Source organism: Rothia sp. 11254D007BW (assembly GCF_053548195.1).
In genome coordinates, this window is sequence record NZ_JBPWPK010000001.1 from 1,791,693 (window position 1) to 1,812,913 (window position 21,221).

The window sequence follows — 21,221 nt, forward strand, 5'->3', positions numbered from 1 at the left end:
CCCGGGCGTCCTCACCGCTTCTTCAACACCTTATCGGCACCCACCACTCCGCGCAGCAACTGCGGGTCAATCTGCACGCCCTCGCGCACAATCGACAGCTGGCCGGTAGCCTCCAGCACCACGCACTGCACCTGACTCAGCTGCGAAATACCCGCCTTACGCAGAGCCGCATACACCTCCGCCGGGGCCAGATGCGAGCGCTTCAAATGGCGCACCACAAACTTGCCGTGGGCCATAATCACCCGGGGCTTATGGTTGATATGCCGAATACCGGTGACCGACTGCACCGCACCAAAGATACTCTCCAGCAGCATGAGCGTGCCCAGACCCACCATGCCCGACGCCAGCGTCGGTGGGTGCCCAATAATCACACGGCCGGCCACCGCGCCAAACATAATGATGATGACCGCATCAAAACCGTTCCAGCCGCTCAGCACCCGCACACCGAAGATACGCACCAGCACCAAAAAGGTCAGGTAAATACCCAGGGCAGAGAGCATCACAATCGGAATACGCCAGGGCTCAATACCCAGATACTCAATCAGAGCAGGGCCCCACCCCTGCGGCGGCTCAAACACAGTCACTAGTCCCCTCTCGTCGTCTACCTGCTGGCGGCAAGGGCCGCGGTCAGCTCCTTTACCAGCGCCCCCAGACGGAAACGCTCAGGAGCCACAGGCACAATACCTACCTCTTCAAGAGGCTCAGCCGTCACCGGCCCCACAGCAGCAGCAATAGTTCCCGTTTTAAAAGCCTCAACCACCTGCGGCAACACACCCCGAGCAGACGCCGCCTCAAACAGGGCAGTCACCGCAGGAGCAGCAGTAAACGTCACCGCATCCAGCTCAGATTTCACCAGGGCATCAATCAGCTCATCCACCAGCTCAGGACACTCAGGAGCCTCCCACCGGTGCGGCACCACAGCCGTCACCCGCGCCCCCGCAGCCACCAGGCGTTCCTCCTGCGCCGCATCCGGCGACCCGTGCTGCTGCACCACCACATGCTTACCCGCAACACCGCGCTCCAGCGCCAAATCCACCAAAGCCGACGTACGCTCCTGCGCCGCCATACCAGCGTCCTCAAACCCCAAACCACGCACCGCACCCCGGCCCTTAGCGCCACGCACCAAAATCGTAGCCCCCGCAAGAGCCTGCCGCAGCTGCTCCTCAAGACCGCGCTCGCGGGCAGAATCAAACCAGCCGTTCAGGCCGTAACCGGTAGTGACCAGCAGGACGTCAGGGTGGTGGGCAATAATGTGGTCGGTGGCCGCGTGCAACTCGGTGTCGTCTGCTACCGGCACAATACGGACGGCGGGGGCCACCAGCACACGCGCACCCTGCCGCTCGAAAGCAGCAACCTGCTCCTGAATACGACGGGAGGCCGTCACGGCAATGGTCTTACCGACCAGCAGGCCGGCATCGGGAGCGGCGGACGCGCGGTGTGAAGAAGGTGAGGAAGTCATAACACCAGGGTACCGCCGGGGTGGAACACGCGGTAGAACTATCCCAAACGCTTAGAACCTTCACGCACGCTCAAAGGGACCATGCGGGTGCCGTGGCGGGCGATGAAGTCTGCAACCCAGGCGGGGTCGGTCTTGGAGTACTCGCGCAGGGACCAGCCAATGGCCTTATTGATGAAGAACTCCTTAGAACCAAAGTTGAGGGTGATGATTTCTTCGAGCAGGGCGGTGTTTGTTTCGGCCTTACGGGGGCGCTGGTGGTCGATAGCTACGCGGCGCACCCACAGGTTGGTGTCCTGCGCCCAGTCGAGAATAAGGGCATCGTTGGGGTTGCGCCAGAGGATCTCGCCGACCATGGTGTCGAGGCGGTCAACGGTGTCCCACCAGCTTTTCTCTTCGATGAGCTCGCGTAGCCAGTCGATGTCCTCGGGTTCAAGGTAGCGGCGCAGGGCATGCAGGTAGTCGAGGGCGGCGTACTGGAACTCGCGTTCCGGGGCCTGCCAGCAGGCCTCGACGAAGGTGCGGTCGATTCCTGCGGTCTTGGCTTCGGTGCGGGCCTCTGCTAGGAGGGGTTTGATGAGTTCCCGGCGCTGCGGGGTTTTAATTCCTAGGAAGGGGAATTGATTGCGCATGTAGGCGGCCATAGGGGCAGCATTGACGGGATTGGACGCCGATGTAAGGGTCTCATGCAGGGCAGAGAAATTCATGGGGGGGGTCTTTCAGGTGGTGACGGTCGGAGTGCTTGGAGCAGGTTGGTGCTTCTGTTGAAACATCTTAGATAATTCAACAGGTGAGGATATTATTCTACATCTGATGAATTTCATCTACGAATGAGGAATTTTTGGGTAGACTGAGCACATGGCAGCCCAGAACTCTACACCTTCCAGTTCACCCCGCGGACGACGCAGCGGCGGCACCCGCTCGCGCGAGGACATCCTCAACGCCGCGAGAACGCTTTTTGCTGAACGTGGCTTTGAGGGAGCATCCGTTCGAGCTATCGCCTCCCAGGCCAAGGTAGACCCAGCCCTGGTTCGACATTTTTTTGGATCGAAAGAAGCACTTTTTCTAGCTCTGCTCGATGAGATGGCGGACCACGCTGAGAAGGCTCCAGCCCTGCCTGCATCGGGTGCCGACAGTCAGGGGGTAACCCTTGTAACTGCCTACCTGCAGATGTGGGAGTCAGATGAGACTGGCCCACTTCTGAGAGCGCTCGTGCGTTCAGCGCTGGCCTCAACTGATGCCACCCCAACCATCAAGGATGCTCTAGCACGACACCTTACGCACAGCGCAGCTAGCCCTTTGCTACCCACCCTGGATGAGGCGTCCGCAGAACTCTTAGGTACCCAACTTCTGGGGCTAGCCGTGGGGCGCTACCTTCTACAGCTCCCCCACCTTGTCGCGCTCAGCACCGATGAACTGGCTGAACGCGCCGCACCGGCAGTCCAGAGCTATCTTGAGGGGAATTCTCGCTCCCGTAAGACCCGGCCCGCGCCGAAAAAGAAGAGCCCCCAGGAGCAGCTGTCGCTGTTTGACGGCCTCTTCTAACGAGAGGGCCGACTCCCGGGGGTTACTTTTAGGCTGGGGCTAGAAGGTTTCGGTGCCGGTGTAAGAGTCGTGCACCATGTTGGCAAAGCGCGAGTAGTGACCCTGGAAGGCGACCGCGATAGTCTTGGTGGGGCCGTTACGGTGCTTAGCGACGATGACGTCCGCCTCGCCTGCGCGGGTTGATTCCTTCTCGTAGTAGTCCTCACGGTGCAAGAGAATGACCATGTCAGCATCCTGTTCAATAGAGTTATGAACGGTGATGCCGTTGGCGATGAAGTTGTGGTTCCCTAGCACAGTGGCGTCAAAAACCTCTTCTTCCCCCTCATACTCGATAGAAGTGACGGTGTCCCAGAAAAGGTCATTGACCGCAAGCATGTCGAGCTCAGCGGCATCAAGGACGCTAGCTACTTGAGTCAGCACAGGAGCACTCGTGCGTACGCCAGCAGATGTAAGAGCATCAGCTACTCGGGTAGGCTCGCTCAAAACATCACCTACCTGCCCCCAGACCTGCTCATTCCTACCCAGCGGAACACCGGCGTCCGGAATCTCGATTTCTTGAATCTCAAAGCTAAACCGGACTAAATCATCCAACTCAGTCACAGACAGAGAACCATCTTCAACGACCGTTGAAATACCAAAACGTAGAAGCAGAAGGCTTACCTGCTCAGCAACCGGTCGAGGCAGATTTACCGTAACCGATGAATCTACAGTCTGTACGCCTAAGAACACTGAGCGCAGAAAAAGGCGAATCTGCTCTTTCGGTAAGGAAAATACCTCAGAGGGAACCCCCAGCACAGGCGCTGTGGAAGCAGCTTCGATGACCTGCTCGTCGCTCCAGTGCGTCCGGGCAGACGGCCCGTTAACATGGCGGGGTACGCCCAACCGATCGCCCACTGCAAGCTCACCCAGCCCCTTCCAACCTGTGTAGGTAAAAAAGGGGTGATTGGCGGTAGCGCGCAGGGTCTTACCCGATGCTAGCGTTAGACGATACACAGGTTTCACGCCCGTAGAAAAGACGTGGGTCAGGTGCCGCTCCACGAAACGCATGTCGTCCCCCAGGGACCATACCGGGACGTCCTGAGCGCCCTGCTCAAAAAGTTCACCCATCGTTGTTTCAGCTCCCGTATCAGAGCGAAGCACACGAGTATCGGCAGTCAGACAGCCCGACTCGCGAAGGTCCGATACCTGCGGCTTCTTATCGGTACGCTGCTCAGAGCCACGGTTCAGCTGTGAGAGGGCAATCAGAGGCACTTCGAGCTCCTTAGCCATCAGCTTGAGAGCACGCGAGAACTCCGAGACTTCCTGCTGGCGCGACTCAACCTTCTTACCCGAGCTCATCAGCTGCAGGTAGTCCAGAACAATCAGCTTGAGGTTATTCTTCTGCTTCAGGCGGCGGGCCTTAGCGCGAATCTCCATCAGGGTCATATTGGGTGAATCGTCGATAAAGAGCGGAGCGGAGTCCATCTTGCCCATGGCAGTAGCAATCTTGGCCCACTGATCATCGTCCAGCTTGCCCTTACGCAAATCAGACAGATTGATACCAGCCTCAGCCGACAGAATCTTCATAGCGATTTCGTTGCGGCCCATTTCCAGGGAGAAGAACACCGTGGTCATACCGTGCTTAATGGCAGCAGACCGGGCGATGTCTAGGGCAAACGTAGAATTATGGGTGGGTACAAAAGCGCGAGAAGCCAAGAAAAGATGCTGCTCGTTATCTACCTCAATACAGCGCACCGGCACAGAATCAACAGGCTCCACAGCAACAATGTAGCGAGAGCTTCGCTTAGCGGTCGGACGGGCATCGCGGTCACGGTGCATCTGATTCTTGCGAGACAGAGCAAAAACAGAATCAGAGGAAGAGAAGGTCAGCTTGTAGGCCGTCGACGTAGCCTCGCTACTGCCCTTGACCTTTTTCGTTGCCATACCCGTGCGGTACCCCAAAGAAAGCGCCAGCTCCTGGGTATCGTACGCCAGCTGGCGGTTCGTAACCGTGAACTGAATACACCCGGCATTTGTAACGGTGCCGTCGCTATCGAGCAGCCCTGCCAGCAAAGCTCGGCGCTGCGCTTCAGAGGCCCGCAGGTACTGCATAGGAATGTGCTTATTATTCAGAACGCCCAGAGTGCACAGGCTCTCAACATCTGGTGCCAGAGCAGTCGATTCATCACCTAACCAAATTCCCAGGGTGTAGGGGGCAACCAGCAGGTCAGCTTCGGGCAGCTGGAGCGGGCGGGCATTGGTAATAGAGTGGTTGGCTCGACGGTCAGCCGTCGCGCAGCGAACCGTCTCACGAATCTCAGCGGTGGTGCGCACCTGCGCGCCCACAGACATCCGCACACGCCCCCCGCCTGAACCCGCCAGAGCTGACGAGCGTGCCCGACGGGACGCGCGGGTTTCTGTGAGCCACTGGTGCTCGGCGTCCGCAATGATTTCGGTTCCGTCATCAAAAATGACCTTGAAGCAAGGACGCCCGGTCATCACGTCGGTAGCGTTCGTGACAGTCGTAGGGTGCCCGTCTGCGCCCAGAACGGTGTCGCCCACGCAGATATCGCCCATGGTGGTCCAGCCTGTGGGGGTAGGGATAGGGGTGTCAAGGGCAAGCGCTTTACCCATCGCCGGACGCGCGGCGATCACAATCATCTGCCCAGCCTGCAGGCCGGCGGTGAGCTCGTCAAACTCGATGAAGCCGGTGGGCACGCCGTGGATGCCGCCGTCGCGGGAGCCGTTGGCCTCAATCTCTTCGACCGTGCTATTCATGGCCTCAGAGAGGGGGACGTAGTCTTCCTTGGTGTTGTTGGCAGAGACGCCGTAAATCTCGGCCTGAGCGGCGTTGACCAAGGCCTCGGCCTCGCCGTCGCCGGAGTAGCCCAGCTGAACAATCTTGGTGCCTGCCTCAACCAGACGGCGGAGCATGGCGCGCTCGGCCACAATTTCGGCGTAAAAACCGGCGTTAGCGGCGGTGGGGACGCCCGCAATCAGGGAATGCAGGTAGGCTGCGCCGCCCACGCGGTTCAGTTCACCGCGCTTGGTCAGCTCGTCGGCTACGGTGATGGCGTCCGCCGGCTCGCCGTGCCCGTAGAGGTGGATGATGGCCTCATAGATCATCTCGTGGGCGGGCTTGTAGAAGTCAGCGCCGCCGCCGATGACCTCAACGACGTCGGCGATGGCGTCCTTGGAGAGCATCATACCGCCCAGTACCGACTGCTCGGCGGTGTCGTCGTGCGGCGGTGTGCGGACGAACTCAGACTGGCTCTCAGACAAGGCGGCCCCCTCGGTGGTGAAGAATATGATGAGCTTCTATCATCTCACCTGCGAGCGCCCGGAGACCACCGCTTCGCTGTGAGACTAGATGCTGGTGAGGTAGTAGTAGACGGCAAAGAGGGCATAGAGCAGTACCAGGGTGGGGGCAGTGACTGCTGCGATAAGGCGGGGTATGGAGGGGGCGCGGCGTAGGGCTGCGAGGAGGCAGAAGTAGCCGGGGGCTAGGGCCACGATAGCAAGAAGGACATTGGCGCTAAAGGGGTCGTAACTGTAGGCTACCCATTCTTTGGCGACGGGCATTCCTAGGACGCCGAGGGGAACAGCGAGCAGGTGCGCTACGGGGGCCAGGATGAGGACGACGCCGATAGCCGTCAGAACGGTAGCCGACTTAGCATTGCGGGGGTTGGCGATGTGAAAACCGGCGATGTGGGGTTGGGTGATGTCTGACATGGGATTCTCCTAGGGGTGCAGGGCTGAGCCTTGTAAGAGAAGAGCCCCTACCCAGGCGATGAGCAAGAGAAGGACAACCAGTGCGATGGGGAGCCAGAGCCCCCAGTGGAGTGCCGTCTTGGCCTGACCCCGGTAGATAGCAACCAGGCCAAGAATCAGCCCGAGGTTGTAGAGGGCAATTCCTATAAAGCCTGTGAGGGGGATGAGGATAAAAACAAGGGCCAGGTCAGGTTGGTAAAAGCCTAACGATGCAAACCAGGCAATGAGCGTGAAAGTCGCTAGGCTGAACCCGCCCCAGGTCAGCCAGCAGGCGGCCTTTCCCAGTGGGGAGCTGGTTGGGGTGAAGGTAGCTGTCATGGGTGCCTCCTTGATGTCACAACTGCATTGGTGTGATGGGCTTAACTTTATCTCGGTAGCATGGGTTCTAGCTAGAGTACTTATGTACTAGAGATTGAGCTGGCCAGTGCCAAGAGGGGCTGGTCGTAGCCAGAGAAAGGACGCCGGTGGGCAGCACAAAGAGCAAGGGCAAGGACGCCAAGGAGCAGCTCAAGGGCCTCAAGGCCGAGGTGAAGTACCTCAAGAAGGGGCAGAAGCAGCTGCTCAAGCGGGTGGAGAAGCTGGAAAAGGCGCTCGCCGCCGGGCAGGGGTCGGCGCTCGCGACCTCCCCTGTGCAGAACCCAACCCGCGCCTCAGATGCCGGGGGCAGCCGGGGCGGGGCGGGGGCGTCCTACCCGCAGCCGATGAAGTCGGGCAAGTACCGGGGCGGCTACTCCCACTACCGGGTGACCGAGGTGGGGCAGCTGACGCCCACCGTTATGCGGGTGGTTGCTGAGCCTGCTGACGGCAAGCGGGTTGAGGCCCAGGGGCTGGTGGGTGAGTACATCTACCTGGTGACCGGCAAGAAGGGGGAGGTGCTGCCCGCGCCGACCTTCGAGAAGGGCAAGGCGCGCTGGAGCCAGCCGACCACCACCGCCAAGTACACGGTCAGAAACTTTGACGAGCACACCGGGGCCCTGGAAATTAACATCATGCTGCACGAACACGGGGCTGGGACGACCTGGGCCCGCACCGTTGCCGTGGGCGATAGCGCGCATTTTCTGGGGGCGAAGTCGGGCTATTCCATCAGCGACGACTACGACTTCTACCTGCTGGCCGGTGACGAGAGTGGCCTGCCCGGTATGGCCCGCTGGATTGAGAGTCTGCCCGCGAGCGCCCGGGGCGCGGCCTTTATTGAGGTGCCCGGGGAGGCCTCGCAGCAGGTGATTGCTGCTCCTGAGCATTTTGAGGTGGTCTGGGTGGATTCCACCCGGCGCGGGGCGCTGGCTGAGGCCGTGATGGCTTACCCTCTGCCGGAGGGGTCGGTGTGTACCTGGTTGGCGGGTGAGTCCGGGTCTATTCACCCCCTGCGTATCTGGGCGCGGCGGGAGCTGGGCGTGCCCAAGGGCCACGGCTATGCCAAGGGGTATTGGAAGAAGAAGTAGTTTGGGTACAGGGTGTCATCAAACAAAACAAATTTTTAGGGTATCTTAAACAAAGATTTAGGCACACCTAACAAGAAAGTTTTACTCATGACACTCACCCGCGCATCCTTCCTCAAGCTCACCGCAGCAACCGCGCTCACCGGCGTCCTTTCCGCCTGCTCAACAGGTTCAGGCACGTCCTCTTCAACATCAGAAACCAGTGGGGGTAGCTATACCGTTGAGCACGCCTTTGGCAGCACCACCTTTGATGCTGTTCCTGAAAAAATTGCTGTTGTTCAGCCCTGGAAAAACCCCGATGCCCTTCTTGCCCTGGGTGTAGTCCCAGCAGGCACCCCCTATGTGAGCTGGGGTGAGAATGCCAACCGCTCCACCGACTGGTTCGACGCTAAGCTCACCGAACTGGGCGGCGAAGAGCCCACTCGCTACGACGAGACCGACGGCCCCAACTACGAAGCCCTTGCCACCCTAGAACCTGACGCCATTTTCTCCCCCTACGGCGACATGACCCAGGAGGTCTACGATAAGCTCTCGGGTATCGCCCCTGTAATTCCTGCCCCGGTAGGAGTAGGGGCCTACGAGACCAGCTGGCAGCAGTGCCTTGAGATGGCAGGGAAGATGCTCCAGCGGGAGGACGACGCCACTTCCCTTATCGCAGAAGTTGAGGGGAAGCTCGCAGAAGCAGTTGCAGAATACCCTGTTCTGAAGGGTGCAAGTTTCATCGCCGGCTACTTCGATACCGCCGCCAACACCTTTGGCGCCTACACCTCAGAGGACTCCCGCCCCCAGTTCTTCACCTCTCTTGGCATGGTCAATGCCCCCTACATTAGCGAGCATGAGGGTGAGGCCGAGGGTGTCTATATGACTATCTCTTCTGAGGTTCTTGACCAGGTTGAGTGCGACGTCATCTGGGCCTGGGCCAACTCTACTGAAGAAGCAGAGGCAGTGCGTTCCCATGAACTTTTTGCCCAGCTGCCTGCCCTTAAGAATAATGCGACGGTCTTTGAGACCGACAAGCAGAAGGGGCTAGCCCTCTCTGCTGCCTCGCCACTCTCAGTGGTATGGGCTCTCAACGAGACCACCTTGCTTGCAGACCTAGCAGGGGCTGTAGAGAACACGCACGCAGCTTCCTAGCGCAGGTGGGCGCTGGCGATGGTGGCCGCTAGTTCGTGGAGGTAAGGACGCGGGTTGGCCAGGGATTCTTCCAGGGTAGCGTGGGTGTCACCCACGACCGAGTAGACGGCGGTGAACCCGGCGGCACGGGCCTGGTCGGAGGATAGTTCGCTGATTCCGCAGACGGCAATGACCGGCAGGTTGCGGGCGGAGGCTTCTGCTGCCACACCTGCCGGACCCTTGCCCTGCAGGGTTTGTTCGTCGAACTTTCCCTCGCCAGTGATGACGATATCTGCCTGCTCAAGTGCCCGGTGGAAGCCGGTGAGCTCGAAACAGACCTCCACGCCGGGGCGCATGGTGGCCCCGAGCACCGACAGGCAGGCAAAGCCCAGGCCACCGGCGGCACCGGCGCCTGGAGAATCAGCGAATGTTCCACGTGAAACATTGAGGGTTTCTTCTACCGCATCGGCTAGTTTTTGCAGGTTCTGGTCAAGCTGGGGAACCTGCTCCTCAGTAGCCCCCTTCTGGGGTCCATAGACCGCAGCAGCGCCGGACGGGCCACACAGCGGGTTAGTCACGTCGCTCGCCATAATGATCTCTACCCCGGCTAGGCGCTCGTCAAGCCCGGTCACATCAACAGAAGCTAGCTGCCCCAGTGCCCCGCCACCGGGGGCAAGGTCGCACCCTGCGGCGTCCTGAAGTGTCACACCGAGCGCCTGCATGAGCCCCGCTCCCCCATCGGTGCTGGCCGACCCACCCAGGCCGATAATGAGCGTCCGCGCACCCGCGCCCACCGCGTGCAGAATCAGCTCACCGGCACCGAAGGAGGTGGCCCGCCAGGTGTCCAGCTGGTCTTCGCGCAGGCGGGCAATGCCGCCCGCTTCAGCAATTTCGAGGACGGCCGTGCGTTCAGCCTGCGAGTAGGCGTAGCGGGCGGTCACCGGCTGACCGGCAAAGGGGCCCGTGACGGTGCAAGTGACCTCGCTGTAGCCAGCGGCCAGGGCGGCGTCTACGGTGCCGTCGCCGCCGTCCGCTATGGGGCAGGTGATGACCTCACACCCGACAGCCTCCTCTAGCCCGGCGGCGAGCGCCTCGGTGAGCTGCGCGCCGGTGAGAGTGCCCTTGAACTTATCGACAGCGAGTAAAACCTTCATGGGTCTATTATGCGCCTGTCTCTCTAGGAGGTGACCTTCAGCCCCACAATACCCGCCACAATCATGAGCAGGAAGAGCACCTTAAGCAGGGAAACCGGCTCCGTGCCGGTCGCCATGGCGTAGAGGACGGTGACGGTTGCGCCAATCCCCACCCACACAGCATAAGCGGTGCCAGTAGGCAGCTCCCGCATGGCATAGGCCAGGCCCACCATGCTCAGCACCAGACCCACGATAAAGACCAGGGTGGGGGTCAAGCGGGTCAGCCCCTCGGACTTACCCAGGGCAGTTGCCCAGACAGCTTCGAAAAGGCCAGAAATAATCAGAATAAGCCAGTGCATAAGCACCCATTCTAGGCGCGCACTCGCACAGTTTAAAACGATGAGGCCGGGTCCCCCGACCCGGCCTCGTCCATACACACACATTTACACATCGGGGCTAGGCCCCATGCAAGAAACACACACTACTGCTTTCTTGAGATTCTCCAGGGCCACCCTGCGGGCGGCTGCTCTTTCGAACCTTGTACCTCTAGTATGGCGGAGCCTTCTTAAGCTCCTATATATCATTCCTGTGCACAGCCTGGGAATGTGGAGCGGCAGTCTGTCTAGGGTTCTTAGCTCGTGTGCAGAGAGAACCGTGCACACACGCCAAGAAACCTAGACAGCGCCCCAGGCGCGGGTGAAGCCTCCACCCCTCAGCTAGTTCAGCCCACCCTTGCCATAGGACATCCTGCGGTGCAGGGCCTCTAGCGGGCCGGGCTTGCCCGCCGCTTCAAGGGCCACCGCTACGAGAACCGTCACCAGCCACCCGCCTGTGCCAACCAGCAGGAGTACCGAGGCACCGGCGTCCGCAAAGAGCCCCAGGGCAAAGCTGCCAAAGACAACCAAGAAAATTACCGACTGTAGCACATAGCCGGTCATAGACCGCTTGCCCAGGGCGATCAGGGGTCGAAGCGGGGCAGGGACGGGGGCGCCGGCGTCCACACGCTCCTGAACCCCGGCAAGTGCCAGCGCCAGCAGGGCAATAAAGCCCGGGCCACCCAGCACGCCCAGGGTCATGGTGAGAATGCCAAAAATGCCGGTATGCAGCACGCCCAGGGCCTCAAGCCCGGCGGGGATGCCGGTGCCCAGGGAAGCCACCAGGCCCGCCCCGGCCAGCCAGACCAGTACCCGGCGGTGACGCGCGGGCTCAGCCAGCACGCCCTCTCGCGCCAGCACAAACCCCAGCAGCATCAGAGGGAGCAGCATGAAAGCCTGCAGGGGTACACCGAGGAGGCTGCCCAGCAGCACAATCAGGCCGTTAAGCAGTACCGACCAGTAACTTGTGACCTGCAACAAATCACCACTGCCGCCGTTCAGTAGCTCCTGGAGCTGGCCAGAGCCCAGCACCGCCTGAAGCAGGAGCACCCCGGCCAGGGCCACCAGGTTGGTCACAGCAAAGAGCGTTCCAGCGACCCAGAGCAGGACCTTGGTGCGCACCGCAATCAGGCAGGCCATGAACAGGCCAATCAGGCCGTAGGCCAGCATGATGTCGCCCCAGAAGAGAAAGACCATGTGAACAGCACCGAAAATCGCCAGCATGCCGTAGCGGCGGGCGATGACCCCGCGGGCCTTCGGTAGGGGGTAGCCGCGCCGGTAGAGGCTGGCGGCGATTAGCCCCACCCCAAAGCCCAGCAGGGTCGAGAACATGGGGAAGCCGCGGGCATGCACAAAGGAGGTGGTGAACATGATGGTCAGTTTGTCCCAGAAATTACCATCGACGACCCGCCCGGTCATAGACGCCGGGCCGCCCGCAAAGAGCACCCAGGCTGTAGCTACGTTGGCTACCGCAATGCCCCAGAGCATGAGCCCGCGGGCAGCATCGGGCACCAGCATACGCGAGCGGGTGGATGACGCCTGGGCCTGTAAGGGCTGAGGCTGCGGAGCCAAGGCATGCGTGGACTGAGCCTGTGGTGGCTGTCGATGAGAAGGCTGGGTGGGGTGCTCCATTGCGACCTTTCGTGTGTGGGTACCTACTTCTACCCTAGAGAAAACGGAGCTAGAGCGCATCCGCCGGACGGGTGAAAAGAGACCCTCAGCAGTGAAAACAACTTAAACATCGATGGCGAGACCCCCATACTGGTCTCGCCATCGGTGAGTGAAAGCCGGGTTCAGCATTACCCGGTTTTCGAAGCACACACACATTCGCTTCTTGTAGCCTTTCGAGCTGTTATATCCATATAACCGCACTAGGCTTGAACTGGGTTTTGAGTTGCCTGGGAGCAAGCTGGGTATTTTTGCGGACGTCCGTGGGCGCTTCCCGGGTGCGGGCAGGCACCGGCCACCCCGGGGAGCTTCTAGGAGAAGTAGCCAATCAGGAAGAACCAGAGCACCGGGTTAGCCAGCACAGACACCACCAGAATCACGATGAACCAGGCCGTGTGCCGGGCAAAGCGCAGCAGCCCCACCAGGGCCAGCACAAAGGCCAGGGTAGCCGCTACGACAGAAACAGCCATAAACCCCAAGAAGGTGGCCAGAACCGTTGAGGGTGACCCCACGTTCACCACAAAAGCCAACACCAGCGTCAGCACCGCCAGGCCCTCGGTCACCGCAGCTGCAAGCAGCATCTGAGTGCTCTGTGGGCGGCGGGTACGGGTAGAAGAAGGTGTTGATTGTAAAGCCATACCCTCTAGCATGCCAGACTCCCCTGTGAAACCGCACCCGCTGGCCCACGCAAAGACGCCCCGCTCCCCCACCAAGGGGGAACGGGGCGTCCTGATGCTGCTAGAAGCCTAGCGAATAACCCTCAAGAGAATTACTCAGCTACAACGTCCAGCTCAACGTTAGCTACAACATCTTCGTGCAGACGCACGGAAACGGTGTAAACGCCGGTGCGCTTGATAGCGGAACCGAGGTTGATCGCACGCTTGTCGACGGAGCCTGCGCCTGAACCCTCGATGGCGTCAGCAACGTGCTCAGCCTTGACGGTGCCGAAGAGGCGGCCGTCAGCGCCAGCCTTGTGAGCAACAACAACGGGCTTTGATGCCAGAGCAGCTGCGGTTGCCTTTGCTTCTTCGAGGTTAGCCTTGGCGCGAGCAGCGCGGGCTGCGCGGATGGACTCAACCTGCTTTTCGCCACCTACAGTCCAGGTGACTGCGAAGCCGCGGGGCAGCAGGTAGTTACGTGCGTAGCCATCCTTGACGGTTACAACGTCGCCAGCGGCGCCGAGGCCGGTGACTTCCTGAGTAAGAATGATCTTAGCCATGTTCTTCTACTCTCCTATCGATTTAGCGGCCAGCGCCTGAGTAGGGCAGCAGTGCAACTTCGCGGGCGTTCTTGATTGCCTGAGCGATCTTGCGCTGTTCCTGAACGGTCACGCCGGTGACGCGACGTGCACGGATCTTGCCGCGGTCGGAGATGAACTTACGCAAAAGTGCGACGTCCTTGTAGTCGATTACGGTGACGTCAGCAGCCTTCAGGGGGTTCTGCTTGGGTTTGGGCTTGCGGATTTCAGCCTTAGCCATCGTGGTGCTCCTTTTTCTGGTGGGAGCCCGCGGGATAAACCGCGGGATGGATGAATATTTTGTCTTGGTTCAAAGAAGGACGCCCGGCGTCCCTTTCCTTCTGCCGTGCAGGCGGTGCCTGCGCGGGGTTTAGAAGGGGGGTTCGTCGTCTGCGCCGGAGCCCCAGTCGTAGTTGCCACCGGACTGCTGGCCCCAGGGGTCAGCAGCAGGTGCCTGCTGGGCCGGTGCGGCCTGGGGGGCTGCTGCCGGTGCGGCAGGGGCAGCATTGAAGTTGCCCTGCTGTGCGCCACCGGTGTTACCACCGTAGCCGCCCTGGTTGCCGTACCCTGCGCCACCACCGTAACCACCCTGGTTACCGGCGTTGAAGCCGCCACCCTGCTGGTTACCGTAACCGCCACCGAAGCCCTGGTCGCCACCGAAGTTGCCACCTGAGCGCTGGTTGCGGGATACGTTAGCGGAGGCGAAGCGGAGTGAGGGACCGATTTCCTCGATCTCTAGCTCCATGCTGGTGCGGCGTTCGCCTTCTTTGGTTTCATACGAGCGAGACTTCAGACGGCCCTGCGCGATGACGCGCATGCCCTTCTTGAGGGTCTCGGCGACGTTCTCAGCAGCTTCACGCCAAACGCTGGCGCGGAGAAAGAGGGTTTCGCCTTCTTTCCATTCGCCCGATGCGCGGTCGAAGTTGCGGGGAGTCGAAGCGATTGTGAAGTTAGCTACCGCTGCCCCGTTGGGGGTGAAGCGAAGCTCAGGATCGCCGGTCAGGTTACCGATGACGGTAATGACGGTATCGCCAGCCATGTGATGCCTCCAGTCGTAATAAGAGTAAGTATTTGAAGTTTTGCACGGGGGTCTGACATTTTAGTGAACAGGGCCCCGTCTCAAACATTTACTTGGAGGAGATCTGCTGATCTTCCGGGCGGATGATCTTGGTGCGCATGACGGATTCGTTCAGGTTCAGAACGCGGTCCAGTTCAGCAGCAGTCTCGGGGGTTGAGGTGAAGTTAACGACGGCGTAGATGCCTTCGGACTTCTTCTGGATTTCGTAAGCGAGCTTACGGCGGCCCCAGATGTCCATGTTGTCAACGGTGCCGTTGTCCTTGGTGACAACTTCGAGGAACTTGGTGAGGGTGGGCTCTACGGCCTTGTCCTCTACCTCGGGGTTGAGGATAACCATCAGTTCGTATGCACGCATGATTAAACCCCTCCTTTGGGCTAAGCGGCTATGGGATTTCCATAGCAGGAGATTACGTACGGTCTGGCCGGTCTCAGGTGTTGGCCGAGTGCCAGCACAGACTTGACCAACTTTACCGCAGGACGCCCGGTTTGGGCAGGGGTGGCGCGGTTAAAGCGGTGTTGTTCACAGCACCATTAGTAGATGCGGCGGTTAGCGAGGGCGTTGAGGTAGCCGACGCGTACGGGGATGGTGAAGAGGTCCCAGATCATAACGATGACCAGGGGGATGTAGAAGATCCAGCCGATGAAGGGCACAGCCGCGGTGATACCGCCCGCGATGAGGTTACCCACGATGTAGAAGATGCCCATGATGGGCTGGCGCAGGTAGAACTTGTGGGCCCCGAGCCACCAGAGGAAGAAGAAGAGCAGGTAGGCCACCAGGGTGGACTTGGCCTGCACGATGTAGACCGGCTGGCCCTGCGCAAAGGAGCGGGCGCGACCGGGATTGTTAATGTAGGTGGGCTGGTAATGCTGGGGCTGTTCGGGCATGGTCTCCTGCCTTTAGAAGGTGGGCCTAGAGTGAGGCCACAAATTTTTGGAGGGTGGATTTGGAGGCTTCTTCCTCCACGATGGCTTGGCGTAGCTGGGCTTCGCTTTCTTCACTGCCACCAAGGCCCACGCTAATACTTGCTTGGGCTCCATCTGAGACTACCTCAGCGTTGATGTAAAAGGGGATGATTTCTCGTTGGGCTTTACCATCAGCGAGGTAGGTAACCTCGAAGGTCGCCTGGCGGTAGCGTGAGGCCCTCCAGACGCGGGGGTCAGTGCGGTCTGGCACCAGATAGAAGGCAGGGCGGTCGGTGAGTTCCCAGGAGACATCGCTGATAGTAGCTGTGGAGTCCTCCCCGTGGAGGATCGAGGCGGGGCAGCCCGGGGCATCCAACCGTCGAGCGCTTTCGCAACGCTCTAGCCAGGAGGTGATGAGGTTGTTGGTTTCATTCCACATGCGTGGGGACGGGCGCACGTCGAGGGTGAGCTCCTGAGTACTTGTTCCGTCGCCCGGTAGAGGAGCGGTAACGGTATGGTCGGCATGCCTGAGGGTGTAGTAGGAGCTGCTGGGCAGGGTGAATTCGTAGGTGCCAGGCAGGATGGGGATAACCCACTGATACCCGGCCTCTGTTTCTGTACGGCGCGTAACGGGAAGGTCGAGGGACTGGCCGTTGACCTGCACCCCGGCGAGCGCCACCGGCGCGGTGAGGGTGAGGTAGGACTGGGCGGGGGTGGCAAGTTGCCAGCTGTCATTGAAGGGCCCGGTGCGGGGCACCTGGGTGAGTGGCAGGGTGAGCTGGTGGTCTTGCCCGGCAACGGTGGCGAGGACGCTGGCTGTGACCTGCCCGGTGGCGTCCTTGCTGGTGCCGGTGATGGTGTAGTTTTCTACGCGCCCCTGGGCGGCGCGGTAGATGGAGTTGGTGAGGTAGGTGTAGGTGAAGTCGCTGTAGGCACCGCGGTCGATGCCGGCGATGTAGTCGCCGCGTTCGAGGGCGCTCATGTAGCGGTCCACGCTGTCTTCGGGGGTGTGGGTGAGGGAGAGGTAGTTGCCTACAGCGGCGACCAGTATGGCGAGCAGGGTGACAAAGAGGGTGGTGAGGGTAAGGCGGACGCGGACGGTGCGGGCGTCCTTGCGGGTTAGGACGCCGGCGGCGCGCCCGGAGAACTCCCCGACCTGGCCCGGGATTCGGCTTACTCGCTGGATGGAGGTGGTGAAGGTGTCGCGCACAGCCTCGGGACGGGCATGGGAGACGGCACGGGCCAGCCACTGTTCGCCGTCCTTTTTCTTGCGCTCAACCATGGCTCTATTGTAAAGCCAAACAATAAGGGTGGTGACTTCTTTCCCCTTGAGAAGAAGTCACCACCCATGCCAGTCAAGAACTAGCTAGTTTTAGCCGCGGGTATCGGTGAGAGTAAACCGCAGGTAGCCCAGCAGGGCGGGCACAGCGGCCCAGAGGGCAAACCAGGCGCCACCTTCCAGGTAGCCTAAGTCGGCATCTTCACTCAGGTTATAGGTCAAAATAACCCGGCCCAGACCTGACGGCAGGTAGTTGAAGGCATCCGCCACCCACTCAAACTGACCCATAAAAATACTGGCAATAATGGGCAGAATCAGAAGCAGGAAAACCACCAGCACAATACCGCCGGCGTTATTGCGGAAGAGGGCACCAAAGCCAAAGCCCATCCAGGACATAAACATGAAGTAAATACCTGCGGCGACCCAGTTCATCAGCAAACCGGAATTCATCTCCAGCGCCTCACGGATAGACTCATCCAGCACCGGGTAGCCAACCCAGAAAGCAATCGCAGCCAGGGCAAAGCCGATGACGAAAGCATAGAGGGAAATGACCAGGATTTTTGCCAGGTAGAGGGTGCTGCGACGAGGCACAACGGTCATAGAGGTATGAATAGACCGCGTGGCATATTCAGACCCGATGAAGACCGCAGCAATTGAAGCAATCAGCATATTTGCCATATCAATACCCGAAACACCCAGGGCATATGCCATATTGGCAATACTTTCAACACCGGCATTAGTGGACGCCATACCCTGCTCAGCCTGGGCCATGAGCTCCGGGCTGTCCATCATAGAGTTCAGCACCTGGGAATAGAGGGGGGCCATACCCACCATCACCACAGCCAACACCAGGGTCATCACCCAGTTAGTGGTCAGGGTACGGAACTTCAGGGCCTCAGACCGCATAACCCCCAGGAAAGAGAGCTTGCGCCCAGCGAACTGGGAGGCTGACGCAGGAGCAGAAAGGGTAGCAGTCATGATTAGTTCTCCTTAGCGTCGGTTGAAGTCTGGGTCCAGGGGGCTGCAGGGCCACTTGCAGGGCCTGCGAGCGCCGGGGTGGCGCCGTCCTGGCCGGTGGAGGGGGTGAACTCGGCTGAGTGGTATTCGACCTCGTCGCGGGTCATGTTCATGTAGACCTGTTCAAGGGTGGACTTTTGGGGGGTCAGCTCGTGGAGCAGGACGTCAGTGCGGGCAGCCAGCTGGGCCAGGGCGCGGGCGTCAGCCTGCTCAACCATGAGGCCGTCGGTGTCGACGGGGGTGAAGCTGTAGCCTGCCCCGGTGAGGGTCGCTGCGAAGGCGTCGCGGGCGTCGGTGCGGACCAGGACCTTATTGGAGTCGCCGATGGCGAGGAACTCTTCCATGGAGCAGTTAGCCAGGACCCGGCCGCGTCCGATGACGATGAGGTCGTCGGCGGTTTGGGCCATTTCGCTCATGAGGTGGGAGGAGATGAGGACGGCGCGGCCCTCTGAGGCCAGGTGGCGGGCCAGGTTGCGGACCCAGATGACGCCTTCGGGGTCGAGGCCGTTGACGGGTTCGTCCAGGATGATGTTTTGGGGGTCGCCGAGCAGGGCGGCGGCGATACCCATGCGCTGGCCCATGCCGAGGGAGAAGCCCTTGACTTTTTTCTTGGAGACGGCAGCCAGGCCGGTCATCTCGATGACTTCGTCGACGCGTTTCTTGGGGATTCCGTGGGTGAGGGCCAGGGAGCGCAGGTGGGCTACTCCGGAGCGTCCGGGGTGCATGGCCTTGGCGTCGAGCAGGGCACCGACGGAGGTCAGGGGGCTTTTGAGGGAGCGGTAGGGTTGGCCGTCGACGAGGGCCTTGCCTGAGGTGGGGTTTTCGAGTCCCACGAGCATTCGCATGGTGGTGGACTTGCCTGCCCCGTTGGGGCCGAGGAAGCCGGTGACTTTGCCGTTGGGCACGGTAAAACTGATGTTGTTGACGGCGGTTTTAGGGCCGTATTTCTTGGTGAGGTTTTTGACCTCGAGCATGGGTCTCCCCTTGATATGTGTGACTGTTTCACTTTTAACACTAGGGGGTCAGGCTAAAGAAAACATCAGTCTACGGGATGAGTTCTTCATACACCTTAGGAATGAAGCAGATATATGGACTACCGCAGGATCTCTACCAGTTCATCTATCAGGGCTCGTGTTTCAGACCAGTAGCCCTCACTGAGCCGCTGGCTCACGGCAGACTGACTTATCCCAAGTTTTTCAGCTATCTGCTTCTGAGACAACCCCTGACGAGCCATTTCTCCTGCCTGCTGGCGGGTTTCTTGCCGGTCTATTTCAAGACGGGCGAGCAGGCTCAGGGCTCTATCAACCAGCTGAGCTGACGCTACAGACCCAGCGAAGCAGCAGCGTCCTTTTGCTTTTTTAGCCCGCTCAACCGCCCTACGGGCGTACTCAAAAGCGGGCCCGGCCCCTGCCCGAGTTTCTGCAGGTAGCGGGGCATTTACCGGGCCTTCCCCTATGCCCACGTACCAGTGACCGGTACGCACCAGGGCAAGAGCGGTTACAAGCGCAGCAGCTGGGTCGTCGAACACCGCTTGGGCTTCGTCGCCTGCGGTGCGCTGGAATGGACGGACTGGGGCACCGCTACCCTCTAGCCCTTCGACAAGGGTAAAGAGGTCGGGGATTCGATCCTTATCACCGGATGAGCCCACCTGGTCAACAGTCAGAACAAACATAAGATAAGCATATAGCCTTATATATTTATATATAAGGCTATATGCTTATACTCAGGTTTCTGGCCTTACTTTTTGCTCCACTCCAACAGGCGGGCCGTTGCTTTTTCCTTGCCCAGGGCGCCTTCGTCCAGGCGCAGGTTGAGCAGGAACTTGTAGGCCTGTCCCACCTGCGGGCCGGGCTTGATACCCAGAATCGCCATGATTTCTTCGCCGTCCAAATCAGGGCGGATAGCGTCCAGTTCCTCCTGCTCGGCCAGCTCTGCGATGCGGCGCTCCAGGTCGTCGTAGGCGGACGCAATGCGGTTGGCCTTGCGCTTGTTGCGGGTGGTGACGTCCGCCCGGGTCAGCCGGTGCAGGCGCTCCAGCAGGTCCCCGGCATCGCGTACGTAGCGGCGCACCGCAGAGTCCGACCAGCCGGCGTCCCCGTAGCCGTAGAAGCGCATGTGAAGCTCTACCAGGCGGGCAACGGCCTTGATGGTGTCGTTATCGAAGCGCAGCTCGCGCATGCGCTTCTTGGTGAGCTTAGCCCCCACCACGTCGTGGTGCAGGAAGCTCACAGCCCCGTTGCTCTCGAACTTGCGGGTGGCGGGCTTGCCAATATCGTGCATGAGGGCGGCAAAGCGCAGGATGAAGTCGGGGCCGGGCACAGCGCCGTCTGCACCGGTTTCGAGGGCGGCAGCCTGTTCCATGACGGTCAGGGAGTGCTGGTAGACGTCCTTGTGGCGGTGGTGCTCGTCGGTCTCCAGCTTCAGGGCCGGGATTTCGGGTAGGACAAAGGACGCCAGTCCCGACTCCACAAGCAGGTCAACGCCGCGGCGGGGGGCGGTACCGCAGATGAGCTTGACCAGCTCATCGCGCACGCGCTCAGCCGAAATAATCTGAATACGGTCGGCCATATCGACCATGGCCTCAAAAACCTCGGGGGCCAGGTCAATATCCAGGCGGGATGCGAAGCGGGCGGCGCGCATCATGCGCAGCGGGTCGTCAGAAAAGGACGCCTGTGGGGTGCCGGGGGTACGAATAATGCCCTTCTGTAGGTCCTCCTGACCCCCAAAGGGGTCAACCAGTTCAAGGGAGGGCAGGCGCAGGGCCATAGAGTTGATGGTGAAGTCGCGGCGGAAGAGGTCTTCCTTCAAATCTGTACCGAAGGCAACAACCGGCTTACGGGAATCAGGGTCGTACTTTTCAGCACGGTAGGTGGTGATTTCAACCATCTCATTACCCTTGCGGATGCCGATGGTGCCGTACTCCTTGCCGATCTCCCAGGTAGCGTCGGCCCAGCCGTCCACCACAGCCAGGGTTTCATCGGGAGTGGCGTTGGTAGTGAAGTCCAAATCTACCGAGGTTTCCCCCAAAAACAGGTCACGGACGGGCCCGCCCACCAGGGCTAATTCAAAGCCCGCGCGGGCAAAGAGCTCGCCCGCTTCACGTGCTACCGGGTGGATGAGGGAGGTATCAAAAACATGCGCCATAACCCTTCAATCGTGCCAGCAAACCGCACAAGTTACCACTTACACCCTCAACTTTTAAAACATAGCCCCGATATATCGGTTAAGG

The 21,221-nt window shown here is 60.3% G+C and carries 23 protein-coding genes; 3 read left to right on the forward strand and 20 right to left on the reverse strand.

What is annotated here, in order from left to right:
* Nucleotides 1–11 precede the first annotated feature (11 nt).
* The 3 genes from ACEE43_RS07975 to ACEE43_RS07985 are packed head-to-tail and all read right to left on the reverse strand — an operon-like array spanning nucleotide 12 to nucleotide 2,163.
* Nucleotides 12–584: a DUF421 domain-containing protein gene (locus tag ACEE43_RS07975; RefSeq protein WP_449107144.1), complete on the reverse strand. Its 573-nt coding sequence runs from the start codon at nucleotides 582–584 to the stop codon at nucleotides 12–14.
* 17 nt (nucleotides 585–601) lie between these two features.
* On the reverse strand, nucleotides 602–1,459 hold the full coding sequence (locus tag ACEE43_RS07980; protein ID WP_449107145.1) for a uroporphyrinogen-III synthase: 858 nt from the start codon (nucleotides 1,457–1,459) through the stop codon (nucleotides 602–604).
* A 38-nt stretch (nucleotides 1,460–1,497) separates the two neighbouring features.
* Nucleotides 1,498–2,163, reverse strand: coding sequence for a DNA alkylation repair protein (locus ACEE43_RS07985; RefSeq protein ID WP_449107146.1), 666 nt, complete (start codon nucleotides 2,161–2,163; stop codon nucleotides 1,498–1,500).
* A 151-nt stretch (nucleotides 2,164–2,314) separates the two neighbouring features.
* Here ACEE43_RS07985 and ACEE43_RS07990 point away from each other — a divergent pair, with 151 nt between their 5' ends.
* Nucleotides 2,315–3,001, forward strand: coding sequence for a TetR/AcrR family transcriptional regulator (locus ACEE43_RS07990; RefSeq protein ID WP_449107147.1), 687 nt, complete (start codon nucleotides 2,315–2,317; stop codon nucleotides 2,999–3,001).
* Nucleotides 3,002–3,040: 39 nt separating this feature from the next.
* Here ACEE43_RS07990 and dnaB read toward each other — a convergent pair whose 3' ends face one another.
* From dnaB to ACEE43_RS08005, 3 genes are all read right to left on the reverse strand, one after another.
* A complete protein-coding gene (gene dnaB / locus ACEE43_RS07995) occupies nucleotides 3,041–6,262 on the reverse strand; it encodes a replicative DNA helicase (protein WP_449107148.1) in 3,222 nt (1,073 codons plus the stop codon).
* 84 nt (nucleotides 6,263–6,346) lie between these two features.
* Entirely contained in the window at nucleotides 6,347–6,712 is a 366-nt protein-coding gene (locus ACEE43_RS08000) for a hypothetical protein (protein ID WP_449107149.1), read from the reverse strand.
* A gap of 9 nt (nucleotides 6,713–6,721) precedes the next feature.
* Nucleotides 6,722–7,069 (reverse strand): hypothetical protein, encoded by a 348-nt coding sequence (locus ACEE43_RS08005; RefSeq protein ID WP_449107150.1) that lies wholly within the window; start codon nucleotides 7,067–7,069, stop codon nucleotides 6,722–6,724.
* A 146-nt stretch (nucleotides 7,070–7,215) separates the two neighbouring features.
* On the opposite strand from ACEE43_RS08005, the gene ACEE43_RS08010 reads away from it, so the two are divergent.
* Together ACEE43_RS08010 and ACEE43_RS08015 are read left to right on the forward strand one after the other, a co-directional pair.
* Entirely contained in the window at nucleotides 7,216–8,193 is a 978-nt protein-coding gene (locus ACEE43_RS08010) for a siderophore-interacting protein (RefSeq protein ID WP_449107151.1), read from the forward strand.
* Between the two features lie 87 nt (nucleotides 8,194–8,280).
* Nucleotides 8,281–9,324 carry an ABC transporter substrate-binding protein gene (locus ACEE43_RS08015; RefSeq protein ID WP_449107152.1) on the forward strand — a complete coding sequence of 348 codons (1,044 nt, stop codon included), beginning with the start codon at nucleotides 8,281–8,283 and terminating at the stop codon, nucleotides 9,322–9,324.
* Here ACEE43_RS08015 and ACEE43_RS08020 read toward each other — a convergent pair.
* From ACEE43_RS08020 to ACEE43_RS08085, 14 genes are all read right to left on the reverse strand, one after another.
* Complete coding sequence (locus ACEE43_RS08020) at nucleotides 9,321–10,457, reverse strand: glycerate kinase (RefSeq protein WP_449107153.1); 1,137 nt, start codon at nucleotides 10,455–10,457, stop codon at nucleotides 9,321–9,323. The two genes, ACEE43_RS08015 and ACEE43_RS08020, sit on opposite strands and share 4 nt — an antisense overlap.
* A 23-nt stretch (nucleotides 10,458–10,480) precedes the next feature.
* Entirely contained in the window at nucleotides 10,481–10,795 is a 315-nt protein-coding gene (locus tag ACEE43_RS08025; RefSeq protein WP_449107154.1) for a DMT family transporter, read from the reverse strand.
* Between the two features lie 357 nt (nucleotides 10,796–11,152).
* Nucleotides 11,153–12,442, reverse strand: coding sequence for a DUF418 domain-containing protein (locus ACEE43_RS08030; protein ID WP_449107155.1), 1,290 nt, complete (start codon nucleotides 12,440–12,442; stop codon nucleotides 11,153–11,155).
* 347 nt (nucleotides 12,443–12,789) lie between these two features.
* Complete coding sequence (locus ACEE43_RS08035) at nucleotides 12,790–13,116, reverse strand: hypothetical protein (protein WP_449107156.1); 327 nt, start codon at nucleotides 13,114–13,116, stop codon at nucleotides 12,790–12,792.
* 131 nt (nucleotides 13,117–13,247) lie between these two features.
* Nucleotides 13,248–13,697 (reverse strand): 50S ribosomal protein L9, encoded by a 450-nt coding sequence (gene rplI / locus ACEE43_RS08040; protein WP_449107157.1) that lies wholly within the window; start codon nucleotides 13,695–13,697, stop codon nucleotides 13,248–13,250.
* Nucleotides 13,698–13,719: 22 nt separating this feature from the next.
* Entirely contained in the window at nucleotides 13,720–13,956 is a 237-nt protein-coding gene (gene rpsR / locus ACEE43_RS08045; RefSeq protein WP_004005948.1) for a 30S ribosomal protein S18, read from the reverse strand.
* A gap of 129 nt (nucleotides 13,957–14,085) precedes the next feature.
* Nucleotides 14,086–14,754, reverse strand: a complete 669-nt coding sequence (locus tag ACEE43_RS08050; protein ID WP_237207639.1) for a single-stranded DNA-binding protein — start codon at nucleotides 14,752–14,754, stop codon at nucleotides 14,086–14,088.
* A gap of 88 nt (nucleotides 14,755–14,842) precedes the next feature.
* Nucleotides 14,843–15,148 (reverse strand): 30S ribosomal protein S6, encoded by a 306-nt coding sequence (rpsF, locus tag ACEE43_RS08055; RefSeq protein WP_135011322.1) that lies wholly within the window; start codon nucleotides 15,146–15,148, stop codon nucleotides 14,843–14,845.
* Nucleotides 15,149–15,324: 176 nt separating this feature from the next.
* Nucleotides 15,325–15,678 (reverse strand): TM2 domain-containing protein, encoded by a 354-nt coding sequence (locus ACEE43_RS08060; RefSeq protein WP_237187013.1) that lies wholly within the window; start codon nucleotides 15,676–15,678, stop codon nucleotides 15,325–15,327.
* Nucleotides 15,679–15,703: 25 nt separating this feature from the next.
* Nucleotides 15,704–16,978, reverse strand: a complete 1,275-nt coding sequence (locus ACEE43_RS08065) for a hypothetical protein (RefSeq protein ID WP_449107158.1) — start codon at nucleotides 16,976–16,978, stop codon at nucleotides 15,704–15,706.
* A 90-nt stretch (nucleotides 16,979–17,068) separates the two neighbouring features.
* A complete protein-coding gene (locus tag ACEE43_RS08070; protein WP_449107159.1) occupies nucleotides 17,069–17,953 on the reverse strand; it encodes a hypothetical protein in 885 nt (294 codons plus the stop codon).
* 2 nt (nucleotides 17,954–17,955) lie between these two features.
* Nucleotides 17,956–18,966, reverse strand: coding sequence for an ABC transporter ATP-binding protein (locus tag ACEE43_RS08075; RefSeq protein ID WP_449107160.1), 1,011 nt, complete (start codon nucleotides 18,964–18,966; stop codon nucleotides 17,956–17,958).
* A 119-nt stretch (nucleotides 18,967–19,085) separates the two neighbouring features.
* Nucleotides 19,086–19,664: a helix-turn-helix domain-containing protein gene (locus ACEE43_RS08080; protein ID WP_449107161.1), complete on the reverse strand. Its 579-nt coding sequence runs from the start codon at nucleotides 19,662–19,664 to the stop codon at nucleotides 19,086–19,088.
* Between the two features lie 65 nt (nucleotides 19,665–19,729).
* Nucleotides 19,730–21,136, reverse strand: a complete 1,407-nt coding sequence (locus ACEE43_RS08085; RefSeq protein ID WP_449107162.1) for a CCA tRNA nucleotidyltransferase — start codon at nucleotides 21,134–21,136, stop codon at nucleotides 19,730–19,732.
* Nucleotides 21,137–21,221 lie beyond the last annotated feature (85 nt).

Bases quoted from the DNA above. Each gene is read 5' to 3' on its own strand.
- rpsF (WP_135011322.1), bottom strand. From the start codon at position 15,148: ATGCGTGCATACGAACTGATGGTTATCCTCAACCCCGAGGTAGAGGAC.
- rpsR (WP_004005948.1), bottom strand. From the start codon at position 13,956: ATGGCTAAGGCTGAAATCCGCAAGCCCAAACCCAAGCAGAACCCCCTG.
- ACEE43_RS08035 (WP_449107156.1), bottom strand. From the start codon at position 13,116: ATGGCTTTACAATCAACACCTTCTTCTACCCGTACCCGCCGCCCACAG.
- ACEE43_RS07980 (WP_449107145.1), bottom strand. From the start codon at position 1,459: ATGACTTCCTCACCTTCTTCACACCGCGCGTCCGCCGCTCCCGATGCC.
- ACEE43_RS08070 (WP_449107159.1), bottom strand. From the start codon at position 17,953: ATGACTGCTACCCTTTCTGCTCCTGCGTCAGCCTCCCAGTTCGCTGGG.
- ACEE43_RS08020 (WP_449107153.1), bottom strand. From the start codon at position 10,457: ATGAAGGTTTTACTCGCTGTCGATAAGTTCAAGGGCACTCTCACCGGC.
- ACEE43_RS08030 (WP_449107155.1), bottom strand. From the start codon at position 12,442: ATGGAGCACCCCACCCAGCCTTCTCATCGACAGCCACCACAGGCTCAG.
- ACEE43_RS08025 (WP_449107154.1), bottom strand. From the start codon at position 10,795: ATGCACTGGCTTATTCTGATTATTTCTGGCCTTTTCGAAGCTGTCTGG.
- ACEE43_RS07985 (WP_449107146.1), bottom strand. From the start codon at position 2,163: ATGAATTTCTCTGCCCTGCATGAGACCCTTACATCGGCGTCCAATCCC.
- ACEE43_RS08085 (WP_449107162.1), bottom strand. From the start codon at position 21,136: ATGGCGCATGTTTTTGATACCTCCCTCATCCACCCGGTAGCACGTGAA.
- ACEE43_RS07990 (WP_449107147.1), top strand. From the start codon at position 2,315: ATGGCAGCCCAGAACTCTACACCTTCCAGTTCACCCCGCGGACGACGC.
- ACEE43_RS08000 (WP_449107149.1), bottom strand. From the start codon at position 6,712: ATGTCAGACATCACCCAACCCCACATCGCCGGTTTTCACATCGCCAAC.
- ACEE43_RS08080 (WP_449107161.1), bottom strand. From the start codon at position 19,664: ATGTTTGTTCTGACTGTTGACCAGGTGGGCTCATCCGGTGATAAGGAT.
- ACEE43_RS08065 (WP_449107158.1), bottom strand. From the start codon at position 16,978: ATGGTTGAGCGCAAGAAAAAGGACGGCGAACAGTGGCTGGCCCGTGCC.
- ACEE43_RS08015 (WP_449107152.1), top strand. From the start codon at position 8,281: ATGACACTCACCCGCGCATCCTTCCTCAAGCTCACCGCAGCAACCGCG.
- ACEE43_RS08050 (WP_237207639.1), bottom strand. From the start codon at position 14,754: ATGGCTGGCGATACCGTCATTACCGTCATCGGTAACCTGACCGGCGAT.
- rplI (WP_449107157.1), bottom strand. From the start codon at position 13,697: ATGGCTAAGATCATTCTTACTCAGGAAGTCACCGGCCTCGGCGCCGCT.
- ACEE43_RS08060 (WP_237187013.1), bottom strand. From the start codon at position 15,678: ATGCCCGAACAGCCCCAGCATTACCAGCCCACCTACATTAACAATCCC.
- ACEE43_RS08075 (WP_449107160.1), bottom strand. From the start codon at position 18,966: ATGCTCGAGGTCAAAAACCTCACCAAGAAATACGGCCCTAAAACCGCC.
- ACEE43_RS08005 (WP_449107150.1), bottom strand. From the start codon at position 7,069: ATGACAGCTACCTTCACCCCAACCAGCTCCCCACTGGGAAAGGCCGCC.